Annotated in this window: 14 protein-coding genes and 1 other annotated feature; of the genes, 8 read left to right on the forward strand and 6 right to left on the reverse strand. The window is 62.5% G+C overall.

All coding sequences use genetic code 11. From position 1 onward, the window contains the following. Window positions 1-46: 46 nt before the first annotated feature. Window positions 47-2,755 (reverse strand): diguanylate cyclase domain-containing protein, encoded by a 2,709-nt coding sequence (locus tag PU634_RS07455; protein ID WP_306763423.1) that lies wholly within the window; start codon window positions 2,753-2,755, stop codon window positions 47-49. Further along, window positions 2,752-3,699 carry an ABC transporter substrate-binding protein gene (locus PU634_RS07460; RefSeq protein WP_306763424.1) on the reverse strand — a complete coding sequence of 316 codons (948 nt, stop codon included), beginning with the start codon at window positions 3,697-3,699 and terminating at the stop codon, window positions 2,752-2,754. The genes PU634_RS07455 and PU634_RS07460 overlap by 4 nt, the downstream gene beginning before the upstream one ends. Window positions 3,700-4,131: 432 nt before the next feature. Further along, window positions 4,132-4,255: a sequence feature (His leader region), on the forward strand. Window positions 4,256-4,295: 40 nt separating this feature from the next. On the opposite strand from PU634_RS07460, the gene hisG reads away from it, so the two are divergent. The 8 genes from hisG to hisIE are packed head-to-tail and all read left to right on the forward strand — an operon-like array spanning window position 4,296 to window position 11,294. Continuing rightward, entirely contained in the window at window positions 4,296-5,192 is an 897-nt protein-coding gene (gene hisG, locus PU634_RS07465) for an ATP phosphoribosyltransferase (RefSeq protein WP_306763674.1), read from the forward strand. Between the two features lie 3 nt (window positions 5,193-5,195). Then, window positions 5,196-6,488 (forward strand): histidinol dehydrogenase, encoded by a 1,293-nt coding sequence (hisD, locus tag PU634_RS07470; protein ID WP_306763425.1) that lies wholly within the window; start codon window positions 5,196-5,198, stop codon window positions 6,486-6,488. Next, window positions 6,485-7,543 carry a histidinol-phosphate transaminase gene (hisC, locus tag PU634_RS07475; protein ID WP_306763426.1) on the forward strand — a complete coding sequence of 353 codons (1,059 nt, stop codon included), beginning with the start codon at window positions 6,485-6,487 and terminating at the stop codon, window positions 7,541-7,543. Before hisD ends, hisC begins: the two co-directional genes overlap by 4 nt. Then, on the forward strand, window positions 7,544-8,614 hold the full coding sequence (gene hisB / locus PU634_RS07480) for a bifunctional histidinol-phosphatase/imidazoleglycerol-phosphate dehydratase HisB (RefSeq protein ID WP_306763427.1): 1,071 nt from the start codon (window positions 7,544-7,546) through the stop codon (window positions 8,612-8,614). Then, on the forward strand, window positions 8,611-9,201 hold the full coding sequence (gene hisH / locus PU634_RS07485; RefSeq protein WP_306763428.1) for an imidazole glycerol phosphate synthase subunit HisH: 591 nt from the start codon (window positions 8,611-8,613) through the stop codon (window positions 9,199-9,201). The genes hisB and hisH overlap by 4 nt, the downstream gene beginning before the upstream one ends. Continuing rightward, entirely contained in the window at window positions 9,201-9,938 is a 738-nt protein-coding gene (hisA, locus tag PU634_RS07490) for a 1-(5-phosphoribosyl)-5-[(5-phosphoribosylamino)methylideneamino]imidazole-4-carboxamide isomerase (RefSeq protein WP_306763429.1), read from the forward strand. Before hisH ends, hisA begins: the two co-directional genes overlap by 1 nt. Continuing rightward, entirely contained in the window at window positions 9,920-10,693 is a 774-nt protein-coding gene (hisF, locus tag PU634_RS07495; protein ID WP_306763430.1) for an imidazole glycerol phosphate synthase subunit HisF, read from the forward strand. The genes hisA and hisF overlap by 19 nt, the downstream gene beginning before the upstream one ends. Next, a complete protein-coding gene (gene hisIE / locus PU634_RS07500; RefSeq protein ID WP_306763431.1) occupies window positions 10,686-11,294 on the forward strand; it encodes a bifunctional phosphoribosyl-AMP cyclohydrolase/phosphoribosyl-ATP diphosphatase HisIE in 609 nt (202 codons plus the stop codon). Before hisF ends, hisIE begins: the two co-directional genes overlap by 8 nt. 355 nt (window positions 11,295-11,649) lie before the next feature. Here hisIE and PU634_RS07505 read toward each other — a convergent pair whose 3' ends face one another. The 4 genes from PU634_RS07505 to PU634_RS07520 form a co-directional block, all read right to left on the reverse strand. Then, complete coding sequence (locus tag PU634_RS07505; RefSeq protein WP_306763432.1) at window positions 11,650-11,982, reverse strand: nuclear transport factor 2 family protein; 333 nt, start codon at window positions 11,980-11,982, stop codon at window positions 11,650-11,652. 157 nt (window positions 11,983-12,139) lie between these two features. Next, on the reverse strand, window positions 12,140-12,544 hold the full coding sequence (locus PU634_RS07510; RefSeq protein WP_306763433.1) for a GNAT family N-acetyltransferase: 405 nt from the start codon (window positions 12,542-12,544) through the stop codon (window positions 12,140-12,142). Between the two features lie 15 nt (window positions 12,545-12,559). Then, window positions 12,560-13,468 carry a M14 family metallopeptidase gene (locus PU634_RS07515; protein WP_306763434.1) on the reverse strand — a complete coding sequence of 303 codons (909 nt, stop codon included), beginning with the start codon at window positions 13,466-13,468 and terminating at the stop codon, window positions 12,560-12,562. A 132-nt stretch (window positions 13,469-13,600) separates the two neighbouring features. Next, window positions 13,601-13,807, reverse strand: a complete 207-nt coding sequence (locus tag PU634_RS07520; protein WP_306763435.1) for a GDCCVxC domain-containing (seleno)protein — start codon at window positions 13,805-13,807, stop codon at window positions 13,601-13,603. Between the last annotated feature and the right edge of the window lie 42 nt (window positions 13,808-13,849).

Consider the following 13,849-nt stretch of genomic DNA (forward strand, 5'->3'; position numbering starts at 1 on the left):
CCTTGGTTATTATCGCTGTCTGTGGGCGCCGGCGTGATCACGGCGCCTACGCCTCGCCCAGCTCGTATTCCAGCTGCTCCCGGCGCAGGCCGGCAAAGCGCTGCCAGCGGTTTTTGCCCTCCTGCTTGGCGGCATACATGGCCAGATCGGCCCGGCGCATCAGCTGATCGGCGTCCACCCCGTCAGCCGGATACACCGCCAGGCCCAGGCTGGCGGACACCCGCAAGGTCACCTCGCCCAGCTCGATGGGAGTGCTGGCTGCGGCGAGCAGACGGTCCATCACCTCATCGCCATCCTTCACCCCCTGCATGGCGGCCAGCACCGCCACGAACTCGTCGCCACCCATGCGTGCCAGGGTATCGTGTTCGCGCAGGCACTGCTGCATGCGGGCCCCCAACTGCCTGAGCAGCTCGTCTCCGGCATCGTGACCGTGGGTATCGTTGACCGCCTTGAAGCCATCCAGATCCAGGTAGACCAGGCCCACGGCGCCGCCCTGACGGCGACAGGCGGCCAGCGCCTGTTGCAGCCGGTCGGCCAGCAACAGCCGGTTGGGCAGTCCGGTCAGGGCGTCGTAATGAGCAATGCGCTCCAGCTTCTCCTGCTGGTCCAGCAGCGTGGTAATGTCCGAAAACATAAACACAAAATGCCGGGAATGACCGGTCGCATCCTGCACCCGGCTCACACTCAGCATCTGCGCATACTGTTCACCGCTTCGGCGCCGGCTCCACACCTCTCCCTGCCAGTAACCATGGGCCGCCAGGGCCTGCCAGATTTCTCCGTAGCAGGCCGGTGCATGCCGGCCCGAATGCAACTGGCTGGCCTCCTGGTGCAGCACCTCTTCACGCCCGTAGCCGGTAATGCGGGTGAACGACTCGTTCACATCGAGAATAATGCCGCCTTCGTCGGTGATCATGATGGCTTCGCGGGTGTGGCTGAACACGCTCGCCGCCAGCCGCAGATCCAGATCGGCCCGGCGCTGGGCGGTGATGTCGCTGAAGGCCACCACCAGGCTGTAGCTGGCATGGCCGAGGGGCGTGGCGCTGACGTTCAGCCAGCGCCGCTCTTCGCCGGACTGCAACGACACCACCACATCGTGCACCGGCCGGCCTTCGGCCAGGGCCCGGGAGCTGGCAAACTCTTCCCGGGGCATGGGACTGCCGTCTTCCCGCAGCACCCGCCAGCCCTGATTGGCATAGACTTCCTCCAGCCGGTGCCGTGGGCGCATGCCCAGCAGCCCCTCGGCGGCGGCGTTGCAGTGCACGATCAACCCTTGCCGGTCGGTCAGGGCAATGCCCATGGGCAAAAAGGCCACTATGGTGCGCAGGCGCTCTTCGTTGTCGGCAATCACCGCCTGCTGCTGCTTGCGCTGGCTGATGTCCTGCAGGGTGCCCGACATGCGCTCCACCGCGCCGGCGGCGTTGCGCGCCAGCACCCTGCCCTTGACCAGCACCCAGGCGTAGCCGCCCCGGCGGTGGCGCAGCCGCAGCTCCACCTCCAGCCGCTCGCCGTGTCCGGCCTGCACCCGCTGCCAGGCGGCAAACAGGGCGGCCGCATCCTGGCCATGAAACAGGCCGCGCAGTTGCCGGCCGCTGAAGGGACCGGGCCAGACTCTGGAGTAACCCGCGGGAACGGCACATTGCTCGCTGCAGTCCAGCCGGTCGCGCCCGGGCTGCCATTCCCAGGTGCCGATGCCGGTACCCCAGATCACTTCCTCCAGCCGGCGGCTTTGTTCCCGGTAGGCACGGCGGCTCTGGCGCACCTGATAGTGTTTGCCCACCAGTGCCGCCAGGCTGAGGCTGAGCAACAACAGCAGCACGCACACAAACACCAGCCAGGGGCCGTAGTAGCGCCACAGCGCCAGCAGGCTGGGCTCTTCTTCGGCGTCAAAGGGTGGCTGGCGCAGGCGCCGGGCCAGGTTTTCCACCGGCAGATAGTCCCCCGGCGGGGCAAAGCCTTCAATGCCGGCGGCCAGCGCCGCCGGGTGGTTGTGCTCCAGCGCCATCAGCGCGCTGGCAATGCGGCGCACCTGCTGCATCGACACGCGCGGCAGTGCCAGAAAGGGCCATTCCGGATACAGGCGGGTTGACACCGCATAGGGAAACCCGGGCAGGCTCTGGGCATTGATCACCCTGAACTGACGTTGCTGCTCCTCGGGCAGGCTTTCAAGAATACCGGTGCGCACAAAACCGGCATCGGCCCGCCCTTCCAGCAGGGTGGCAATGACCCCGTCATGCCCGCCCACCACGGTCAGGGTGGTGTCCTTTTCCGGTCTGATGCCCGCCTCCAGCAGCTCCAGCGCCTGGGTTTGATAGCCGCCGAGAAAGCGCGTGCCGGGAATGGCAATATGGCGATGGCGCAAATCCTCAAGCGTCGTCAGCTCGGTGCGATCCCTGCGAGCCAGGATCACCCCGCCCAGGGCGCTGGCGGCCCGGCCCTGCTCACGGCTTATTTTGGTGGCCAGCACCCCGGTCAGGGCATTGTGGCTGCGCAGCAGCAGGTAGTGGCTGGGGTTGGTAAACACCAGATCCAGACCGTTGCGGGACAGCTCGGTTTCCATTTCGTCCTGATCCAGCACCAGCAGGCGCACTCGCGCATCGGGCAACTGCGCACTCAGATAGTCGGCCAGGGGCTGATACATGGTGACCATCATGGGTTTGGGCCGGTAGGCAAACACCCCCAGGGTAAGCAGCTGTTCGGCCCGGGCCGGCAGCGCCAGCAGGCAGAACAGCAACAGGGCAAGACGATGCCGGCTCATGCCTTGTCCTCGGGCAGCCAGCGGGAAGTAAACAGCCCCTGCAACCGGTCGGGTCTGGGCAGCAGCCCATGGTCCAGCATGATGTCGTGCAGTTGCCGGGCCGCCCCGGCCAGCCGGCTGTCCGGGTTATCCAGATAACGGCGATTGGCGGAGAGGTTGGGCATGACCACACCGGCCAGCGCCTGCTCCACTTGCGCCGGGGTTACCTGCTGTCGTCCGGCAATACGGTAGAGGGCATCCTGGCGATTGGTGCGAAGATGTTCCAGAGCCCGAAAATGATAGTGCACCAGGCTGGCCAGGGGCTCGGCGGCGGTATCGGCGCGTACCGCCAGCACGTCGAAAATGGTGTCGGGCAGGCTGCGGCTGTCAAACAGCCGTTCACCACCGTTTTCCAGCAGCCGTCCGGCAATGGGCTCATAACTGATCACCGCATCGACCCGGCCGGCCTGCCAGGCCGCCAGTTGCTCGTCGGGCGCCAGCTCCACCAGCTGCAGCGCCGAACGCGGCAGTCCGGCCCTGTGCAGCACCCGGTTCAGCATCAGTGCCCCCAGGGCGGTGGACTCCACCCCCAGACGTGTGCCGGCCAGCTGTTCAAGATGCCGAATGCCGGGGCGGACCACCAGCATGTCGGCCCCCGCCGACACATCAAACACAGCGGCAATGGTCAGGGGAATGTCCTGGCTGCGCGCCAGCAACACTTCGTCCAGGGTCAGGCAGGCTCCGTCCAGCTCGCCCCGGCGCAGCCCCTTGAGGGAGTCGGTGGCGCTGGCCCCCGACACCAGGCGCACACTGTCGGGCAGCCAGTTGAGGTTGCGGGCAAGATACAGGGTTTCGTAGCCGATCCAGGCATGAATGCCAAGACGCAGTGGTGCGCCGGGGCCACAGCCCAGCAGCGGCAGCGCCGCCAGGCTGGCGAAACCGGTAAGAAAACGACGGCGTTCCATGTAGTGGGCCTCTCCTGGCCGGTAAGCGGGGTACCCTGAGCCCGGCCCCGCAGGCCGGATGACGCGGGCAGCACCCAATCCTGTGGGCAAATGTACACAATAGGCCGGCTATTTTTGCATAGATTCATTCGAGTAAAAAGTATTCGCCCGCTGACCATAAAAAGACCAGCCGAAACGATGCGGCGGCATATTGCCGAGTGGTGAAAATGCAGTGGATTGCGCCAATCACCATACCGTTGCCATGTTTAATGCCGGCCGAGCTGGCCTTATAGCGCAGATCTTGCCACACACCACCTGTCTCAAACGGGAGCAGTCTCACACAAAACCATGAATTGACGGTTGGCAAAACGGCACCGGCTTGCTATGGTGATTGCGTTTTCAACGAATTGAACGAGCCGAATACAGCATCATGAACTTCCTGCACACCGCCAAGCATCACCATCATCATCCACACTAGTCTTTCAGAATGCTTTTTCTGGAAGACCTTGCGCTTGGCGGCTTCCAGCAGGACAGAATTTATGACCCCCGGAAGCATCGCTTTCGGGGGTTTTTCGTTTCAGGACTCACATCACCAACAAGGAACACAGCTTATGACTTTGGATAAAACCCGCCTTCGCATTGCGATTCAGAAGTCCGGTCGTCTGAGCAAGGAATGCCAGCAGCTGCTCAAGGGCTGCGGCGTCAAGCTCAACCTGCGCGAGCAGCGGCTGATCGCCCATGCCGAAAACATGCCCATCGATCTGCTGCTGGTGCGCGACGACGACATTCCCGGCCTGGTGATGGACGGCGTGGTGGATCTCGGCGTGGTGGGTGAAAACGTGCTGGAAGAAACCCTGATGGACCGCCAGGCCCAGGGCGAGGCCGCCGACTACAGTGTGCTCAAGCGCCTCGACTTCGGCGGCTGCCGGCTGTCGCTGGCGGTGGCCGACGACTTCGACTATCAAGGCCCGCAAAGCCTGGAAGGCAGGCGCATCGCCACCTCCTACCCCTGGCTGCTGAAGCGCTTTATGGATGCGCAGGGCGTGAAGTTCAAGAGCGTGATGCTGAACGGCTCGGTGGAAGTGGCGCCCCGCGCCGGCGTGGCCGACGCCATCTGCGATCTGGTGTCGACCGGCGCCACCCTGGAGGCCAACGGCCTGGTGGAAGCCGACGTCATCTTCCGTTCCAAGGCGGTGCTGATCCAGAGCGGCAACGCCCTGCCCGCCGGCAAGCAGCAAATTGTGGACAAGCTGCTGCCCCGCATTCAGGGCCTGCAACAGGCGCGGGAAAGCAAATACATCATGCTGCACGCTCCCAAGGACAAGCTGGAGCAGGTGATCGATCTGCTGCCCGGCGCCGAGCGCCCCACCATTATGCAGCTGGCGGGCGAGACCAACCAGGTGGCCATTCACATGGTAAGCAGCGAAGACATGTTCTGGGAAACCATGGAAGGCCTCAAGGCCCTGGGCGCCTCCTCCATTCTGGTGCTACCCATTGAGAAGATGATGGAGTAAGCCATGAACACCCTGGACTGGAACCAACTGAGCGCGGCCGAGCAGGCCGCCGCCCTGCGCCGCCCCGCCCTGGAGCAGAGCGGCCGCGAGGCGCAGGTAGCCGGCATTATCACCAAGGTGCGCGAAGGGGGCGATGCCGCCCTGCTCGATCTCACCCGTACTCTGGACCGCGCCGAGCGCGACACCCTTGAACTGACCGAGGCGGAGATCACCGCCGCCAGCGAGCGAGTGGATGACGAGCTGAAGGCCGCCATTGAGCTGGCCATCGGCAATATCGAGGCCTTTCACCGCGCCCAGCTGCCCACCCCCGTGATCCAGGACACCAGCCCCGGCGTGCGCTGCGAGCTGCACTTTCAGCCCATTACCAAGGTGGGCCTGTATGTGCCCGGCGGCAGCGCGCCGCTGGTGTCTACCGTGATGATGCTGGCCATTCCGGCCCGCCTGGCCGGCTGCGAGCGGGTGGTGCTGTGCTCGCCGCCGCCCATCAACGACGCCATTGTCTACACCGCCAAACGCTGCGGCGTAGACGCCATCTATGCCCTGGGCGGCGCCCAGGCGGTGGCGGCCATGGCCTATGGCAGCGAAACCGTCACCAAGGTGGACAAAATCTTCGGCCCGGGCAATGCCTGGGTGACCGAGGCCAAGCAGCAGGTGTCGAGTGATGTGGACGGCGCCGCCATCGACATGCCCGCCGGCCCGTCGGAAGTGCTGGTGATCGCCGACGAGTTCGCCGATGCCGACTTTATTGCCTCCGACTTGCTGTCTCAGGCCGAACACGGCCCCGACTCCCAGGTGATCCTGGTGACCCCGAGCCGGGACTTTGCCGCCAGGGTGGATGAGGCCCTGGCGCGCCAGCTCACCGCCCTCTCCCGGGCCGACATCGCCCGCCGGGCCCTGAGTGAGAGCCGCACCTTCATTTGCAGCAACCTGGAGCAGGCGGCGGAGATCTCCAATGCCTATGCCCCCGAGCACCTGATTGTGCAGACCGAAAACCCGCGCGCCCTGCTGCCCCGGCTCAAGAATGCCGGCTCCATCTTCCTGGGCGCCTGGACCCCGGAGTCGGTGGGCGACTACGCCAGCGGCACCAACCATACCCTGCCCACCTATGGCTATGCGCGCACCTACTCCAGCCTGGGGCTGGCCGACTACCAGCGCCGCTACACGGTGCAGGAGCTGAGCCCCCAAGGCCTGCGCGCCATTGGCCCGGCGGTGGAACTGCTGGCCGCCACCGAAACCCTGGATGCCCACAAAAACGCCGTGACCCTGCGCCTGGCGAAACTGGAGAAACAAGCATGAGCCTGACTCAACTGGCCCGGGCCAGAGTGCAGCAACTGACCCCCTATCAGTCCGCCCGGCGCATTGGCGGCCAGGGTCATGTGTGGCTGAACGCCAACGAAGCCGCCGACAGCGGCCAGTTCAACCTCGATTGCGGGCGGCTGAACCGCTACCCCGAGTGTCAGCCGCCGGCGGTGATCAACGCCTATGCCGCCTATGCCGGCGTGGCACCGGAGCGGGTGCTGGTGAGCCGGGGCGGCGACGAAGGCATTGAGCTGTTGATCCGCACCTTTTGCGAGCCCGGTGAAGACCGCATTCTGATCTGCCCGCCCACCTACGGCATGTATGCCATCAGCGCCGAGACCAACGGCGTGGACGTGGTGGAAGTGCCCCTCACCGACGCCCGCCAGCCGGACTTCGACGGCATTATCGCCCGCCTCGACAAGGTGAAGCTGGTGTTTCTGTGCTCCCCCAACAACCCCACCGGCGACCTGGTGGACCAGGCCGGTCTGGTGCGGCTGCTCAATGCCGCCAGGGGCCGCGCCCTGGTGGTGGTGGACGAGGCCTACATCGAGTTCTGCCCCGAGCACAGCCAGGCAGAGCTGCTGAACGACTACGACGGCCTGGTGATCATCCGCACCCTGTCCAAGGCTTTTGGTCTGGCGGGTATTCGCTGCGGCTTTACCCTGGCCAGCCCCGAGGTGATCGGCCTGCTGCTGAAGGTGATTGCCCCCTACCCGGTGCCGGATCCGGTGGCACAGATTGCCGCCCAGGCGCTGAGCGAACAGGGCCTGGTGCTGATGCGCGGCCGGGTGGACGAAATTAACCGGCTCAAGGCCGGGCTGGCCGGAAAGCTTGAGCGGCACGACCAGGTGAAACAGGTGTTCGCCCCCAATGGCAACTACCTGCTGGTGCGCTTTGCCCCGGGCAGTGAAATGTTTGCCCGCATGAGCCGGGCCGGTATCATATTGCGCGACTTTGCAAGCAAGCCGGGACTGGCCGACTGCATTCGCATTACCATCGGCAACCGTGCCGAGATGGACGCGGTACTGAACGTACTGCAAAAGGAGCAATAAGTGTCTAAGGAACGTATTCTTTTTATTGACCGCGACGGCACCCTGGTGGAAGAGCCGCCGGTCGACAAGCAGCTGGACCGCCTCGACAAACTGGCGTTTCTGCCCAACGCCATTCCGGCGCTGCTGACCCTGCAGAACGCCGGCTACCGGCTGGTGATGGTCACCAACCAGGACGGCCTGGGCACTGACAGCTTCCCTCAGGAAGACTTCGACGCCCCCCACAACCTGATGATGCAGATTTTCAGCTCTCAGGGCGTGCGCTTTGATGAGGTGCTGATCTGCCCGCACTTTCAGCACGACGACTGCGCCTGCCGCAAGCCGCGCCTGGGGCTGGTGAAAGACTACCTGCAGCAGGGCCGCATCGACTTTACCGACTCCTGGGTAATAGGCGATCGCCACACCGACATGCAGCTGGCCGAAAACATGGGCCTGCCCGGTTTGCACTATGGCCACAACAACCTGGGCTGGGACGAAATTGTGGCCCGGCTCACCAGCCGCGGCCGCACCGCCGAGGTGGTGCGCACCACCAGGGAAACCGACATTCGCGTGGAGCTGGATCTCGACCAGACCGGTGGCAGCCAGATCAGCACCGGCCTGCACTTTTTCGACCACATGCTCGATCAAATCGCCACCCATGGCGGCTTTCGCCTCAACGTAAAAGTGGACGGCGATCTGCACATTGACGATCACCACACGGTGGAAGACACCGCCCTGGCCCTGGGCGAGGCCCTGCGCAAGGCCCTCGGCAACAAGCGCGGTATTGGCCGTTTTGGCTTTGTGCTGCCCATGGACGAATGCGAAGCGGCGGTCACCCTGGACCTTTCCGGCCGCCCCTACATGAAGTTTGAAGGCGAATTCAAGCAGCCCAAGGCCGGCGATCTCAACGTGGAAATGGTGCCCCACTTCTTCCGCTCCCTGAGCGACAGCCTGGCCGCCAACATTCACCTCAAGGTGACCGGCGACAATACCCACCACATGGTGGAAAGCGTATTCAAGAGCTTTGGCCGCGCCCTGCGCCAGGCCATTCGGGTGGAAGGCAATGAGCTGCCGTCGAGCAAGGGGGTTTTGTGAAAACAGTCATTATCGACACCGGCTGCGCCAACCTCTCCTCCGTGCGCTATGCCATTGAGCGCCTGGGTTATGAGGTGACCGTGAGCCGTGACCCGGAGGTGGTGCTGGCCGCCGACAAGCTGCTGCTGCCCGGTGTGGGCACCGCCAGGGAAGCGATGAAAAACCTAGCCGACCGCGGCCTGATTGAACTGCTGGATCAGGTGCAAAAGCCGGTGCTGGGCATTTGTCTTGGCATGCAGATGCTGGTGAAGCACTCGGAAGAGGGTGACGTGGCCTGCCTGGGCAAGGTGGATGCCGAATGCCGGCACATGGAGGGCGGCGACGGCGTGCGCCTGCCCCACATGGGCTGGAACCGCATTACTCCCATGCCGGGTCACCCGCTGTTCAGGGACATTCCCGAAGGCAGCTTCTTCTATTTTGTGCACTCCTACGCGGTGCCCGTGGGCGAATACACCCTGGCCACCAGCCAGCACGGCCAGAATTTCAGTGCCGCCATTGGCCAGGAAAACTTCTTTGGCGTGCAATTTCACCCGGAGCGCTCCGGTGCCGCCGGCGCCCAACTGCTGAAAAACTTTCTGGAGCTGTAATGATCATTCCCGCCATAGACCTTATCGGTGGCAAGGTAGTGCGTCTGTATCAGGGCGACTACCAGCAAAAAACCGAATACACCGCTTCACCCCAGGAGCGCTTTGATCTGTATGTGGCCGAAGGGGCCACTCAGCTGCACCTGGTGGATCTGGACGGCGCCAAGAACAGCAGCGAGCGCCAGCTTGAAGTGATCAAAAGCCTGATTGAAAACACGCCGGTACCGGTGCAGATTGGCGGCGGCATTCGCACCGAGCAGGACGTGAAAGACCTGCTCGACATCGGCGCCCAGCGGGTGGTGATTGGCTCCACCGCGGTGAAAAACCCGGAAATGGTGGCCGGCTGGCTCAAGCAATACGGCGCCGATCGCATTGTGCTGGCGCTCGACATCAACATTACCGCCGACGGTGAAAAGAAAATCGCCATCGCCGGCTGGCAGGAAGACAGTGGCATTACCATTGAATCCCTGCTCGAGCACTACCTGCCCGCGGGCCTGTGCCATGTGCTGTGCACCGACATTTCCAAGGACGGCACCCTCACCGGCTCCAACGTGGCGCTCTACCGCGAGCTGGCCGCCCGCTACCCCACCATTCTGTGGCAGGCCTCCGGCGGCATAGGCAACATCGGCGACATTGACGCGCTCAAGGGCACCGGCGTGGCCGGCGTGATCCTCGGCCGCTCGCTGCTGGAAGGCAAATTCACCGTCAAGGAGGCCATCGCATGCTGGCAAGACGCATAATTCCCTGCCTGGACGTAAAGGACGGCCAGGTCGTTAAAGGCGTGAAATTCCGCAACCATGAAATCATCGGCGATATCGTGCCGCTGGCGGAGCGCTACGCCGCCGAAGGGGCCGACGAGCTGGTGTTTTACGACATTACCGCCTCCAGCCAGGACAGAGTGGTAGACAAGAGCTGGGTAAGCCGGGTGGCGGAAGTGATCGACATTCCCTTCTGCGTGGCCGGCGGCATCAAGTCGGTGGAAGACGCGGCGCGCATTCTGGAATTTGGCGCCGACAAGATTTCCATCAACTCCCCGGCCCTGGCCAACCCGGCGCTGATCACCGAGCTGGCCGACACCTTTGGCGTACAGTGCATCGTGGTGGGCATCGACTCCTACTATGACGAGGCCACCGGCCAGTATCAGGTGCACCAGTTCACCGGTGACGAAAGCCGCACCCAGGTGACCCGCTGGAACACCTTTGACTGGGTGCAGGAAGTACAGCAACGGGGCGCCGGCGAAATTGTGCTGAACGTGATGAACCAGGACGGCGTGCGCCAGGGTTATGACATTGAGCAGTTGCTGCGGGTGCGCGCCATCTGCGATGTGCCGCTGATCGCCTCCGGCGGCGCCGGCGAAATGGTGCATTTCCGTGATGCGTTTCTGGAAGCCGACGTGGACGGCGCACTGGCCGCCTCGGTATTTCACAAGGGCATCATCAACATGGGTGAGCTCAAGCAGTATCTCAAGCAGGAAGGAGTGGTGATCCGTGATTGATGCCAACAAGCTGGACTGGAACAAGGTAGACGGCATGATGCCGGCGATTGTGCAGGACAGCCACAGCGGCCGGGTGCTGATGCTGGGCTATATGAACCAGGATGCCCTCGCCAAAACCCAGGAAACCGGTCACGTCACCTTTTTCAGCCGCACCAAAAACCGGCTGTGGACCAAGGGTGAAAGCTCCGGCCATGTGCTCAAGCTGAAAGACATTTCCACCGACTGCGACCAGGACACCCTGCTGGTAATGGCCGAGCCGGTGGGCCCCACCTGCCATTTGGGCAATGTGTCCTGCTTTAACGAGCAACAGGCGCCGGCGCTGACCTTTTTGGCCGAGCTGGAACAGGTAATCGCCAGCCGCAAGGGCGCCGACCCCAAGTCCAGCTATACCGCCAGCCTGTATGCCAGCGGCACCAAGCGCATAGCGCAAAAGGTGGGTGAAGAAGGCGTGGAAACCGCCCTGGCCGCCACCGTGCACGACAAGGAAGAGCTGGTGAATGAATCCGCCGATCTGCTCTACCACCTTACCGTGCTGCTGCAGCAGGAAGGCCTGGAACTGGCCGACATCATGGCCAAACTCAAAGAGCGCCACAGCAAATAACTTTCAAAAGCCGGGTTTCACGCCCGGCTTTTTAGTACGCCTGCAGGCCCCAATTTATTAGGGCAACCAGTTCAAAATCAACGAATTAACCGTAGGTTGGCGATGAGCGCAGCGAATCCCAACACTTCCCCTGGCCACCCCGCCGCCTGAACCATCGCAACCCGCCTGCAACGCCGTGCACATTCGTCGGCCCTGGGGCACTACTTCACGACACGCTTCAAGTACCTCCATGTAACGCTCGGCAAATGCCATCCCTGGCATTTGATCGGTCGTGAAGCAGACACCCCGCACCCTCCTCAATCAGCTCATGCGCATCTTTCTCGTTCCCACGCTCCGCGTGGGAATGCATACCAGTTCAGACATCCTTGCCTGGGCAAATACAATACGAATGAATGTAAACGATCTTTCCCTTCTCAATGTGGTAAACATCGCAGTATCTCACGTCACCATCGACTTCCCGCCCCTCGACCACGACCGAATGTGCTCCAACAGTAATGTGCTCATTCCGAAAGTTGGGGCAGCCCTGCTCCGTCATCTGAGCACAAAACGCCTGCACGGAATCGAGCCCGGCAATGGTTTTCTGCCCGACTACCTCCCACCTGACGTTAGCATCCAGGTGTGGCAGACAGGGTTCAAGCCGACCTTCAGAAAACGCTTCACATCCTTTACGTACCGCTTCATCCACCATGACTGCCTCCTGTTCTCGTTCAATGCATACCAGCCCAAAAGACACCACCCATCACTGGAGCGCAGGCGGCTCGCCTGCATATTGCCGCAACGCGGCAACCAGTCACCGATACAACTTCGCCTAAGTCGACCTTATGTAAAATAAAAACTCAAAACGCTTACAACACCCGGCTCATGCGGTAATAGGCCACCCCGTGCTTGTAAAACCGCTCCCCTTCCACCGCAAAGCCAAACCGCTGATAAAAATCCAGGGCCGAGGCCCGGGCATCAAACCAGAACACCCGCACCCCGCGCGCACGCAAATGCTCAATCAAAAACTCAAGCACCGCAGAGCCCACGCCCTGCCCCTGACACTCGGCGCTGGTGGCAAACTTGCGCAGCCGTGCGTTGTCACCATCCCAAAACACCGAGGCCACGCAAATCACCTCGCCGTGTTGCCGCACGCCAACGTGCGCACCGGCGTCGTCCTCCGGCACTCTGGAAAACGCCATCGGCTCATTCGGCCATAACACCGTATGACGCAGCGGCAGCACCTCTTCTACCGTAAGCACTTCAACCTTCACGTTCGCCCGGGTCACCTAGCAATGCGCCAGTGCATAATCAATGGCCGCGCACACCGCCGCCACCTGGGCAGCATTGCACTGCTCGGGCGTGGCGCGGGGGCTGTCGGGGTACACTTCCGTGGTGGTCTTGTAACGGGCATTGGTGATGCCGGCGCACAGGCCAAGTTTTGTGAGCGGATATTCAATCACCCCTCTGGCCACCACAGGTGAGCCGATGATCTCATTGTTCTCATCAGCGGGAGCAATATGGGTGACCTTTTCAACCGCCGCGATCACCGCCTGCTGAAATTCGGGCTGCGGCTGTTCGCTGTCATCCACCAGATAAAAACCATCGGGAATGCCACAGGGCTCATAGGGCTTGCCGTCCCGCGCCGCCAGCGCCGGGCGAAACTCGCTTTCGTCGGTGTCCGTGGTTTCGTGCAGATCGATATGCAGCAAGACTTGCTCCCGCACCGGCGCCACCAGTTGCAGCAGTGCCGCCGACTCTGCGGCCGGACTGTTTTCCCGGAAGGAACGGTTTGGATCCACCGCGTTGGCATTCCAGCGCTGAATGCGCTCATAGGCCCAGGGGCTGACGCAGGGTGCCACCAGCAGATTCACCCGGCCGGCATAATGCCCGGCATGCTGCTCCACAAACTGCAGTGCGCCGTGCACGCCACTGGTCTCATAACCGTGCACCCCGCCGGTCACCAGCACCACCGGCAAGCCTTCCTGCCAGTGGTTGCGAATGGCCATCAGCGGAAAACGCTCATCGCCATAGTTGAGTTCACCATATTGCTGCACCTCACAGCGCGAAGCCAGGCGCTCAATGGCCGCAAGCACCTCTTCTTTATAGCTGCGCTGGCGACGTTGCAGTGCCAGCCACGCGGCGCGCTCCGCCTCGCCCCAGGGCTGGCCCGGCGTGCCAATGGGATAGGTGTTCATGTGATGCCTCCGGGTAATCCATGCTCTCGGGCATTCTATCAGGTGCAAACAGGGTCGCAATCAGGGCTGACAAAGCACAACGTACGCTGATGTAAACTCAGCAAAGTATGTTATCACGCGGCCAATCTCCAATTAACAACACGATTGGCCCCGTTGTACCGGAGGACAGGGCGTATCGCCATAAGAACAAAATACACAGCAATCGCCATGCCTGGGTTTAAGCATGGCTTTGCAGTTTTTACATTCATAAAAATACTGGCAAGCATCCTCTGGCATGGTCTCCGTTTCCCTGTGACCGCACTTTGGGCATGTTACCTCAGATGTGAATTTTGGTTTCATAATTCACCTTTATTTTGAGGTTTAACGCCCCTGTGCAGCGGC

Source organism: Oceanimonas pelagia (genome assembly GCF_030849025.1).
Classification (GTDB): domain Bacteria; phylum Pseudomonadota; class Gammaproteobacteria; order Enterobacterales; family Aeromonadaceae; genus Oceanimonas; species Oceanimonas pelagia.

Bases quoted from the DNA above. Each gene is read 5' to 3' on its own strand.
- PU634_RS07455 (WP_306763423.1), bottom strand. From the start codon at position 2,755: ATGAGCCGGCATCGTCTTGCCCTGTTGCTGTTCTGCCTGCTGGCGCTG.
- PU634_RS07460 (WP_306763424.1), bottom strand. From the start codon at position 3,699: ATGGAACGCCGTCGTTTTCTTACCGGTTTCGCCAGCCTGGCGGCGCTG.
- hisD (WP_306763425.1), top strand. From the start codon at position 5,196: ATGAACACCCTGGACTGGAACCAACTGAGCGCGGCCGAGCAGGCCGCC.
- hisC (WP_306763426.1), top strand. From the start codon at position 6,485: ATGAGCCTGACTCAACTGGCCCGGGCCAGAGTGCAGCAACTGACCCCC.
- hisA (WP_306763429.1), top strand. From the start codon at position 9,201: ATGATCATTCCCGCCATAGACCTTATCGGTGGCAAGGTAGTGCGTCTG.
- hisF (WP_306763430.1), top strand. From the start codon at position 9,920: ATGCTGGCAAGACGCATAATTCCCTGCCTGGACGTAAAGGACGGCCAG.
- PU634_RS07505 (WP_306763432.1), bottom strand. From the start codon at position 11,982: ATGGTGGATGAAGCGGTACGTAAAGGATGTGAAGCGTTTTCTGAAGGT.
- PU634_RS07515 (WP_306763434.1), bottom strand. From the start codon at position 13,468: ATGAACACCTATCCCATTGGCACGCCGGGCCAGCCCTGGGGCGAGGCG.
- PU634_RS07520 (WP_306763435.1), bottom strand. From the start codon at position 13,807: ATGAAACCAAAATTCACATCTGAGGTAACATGCCCAAAGTGCGGTCAC.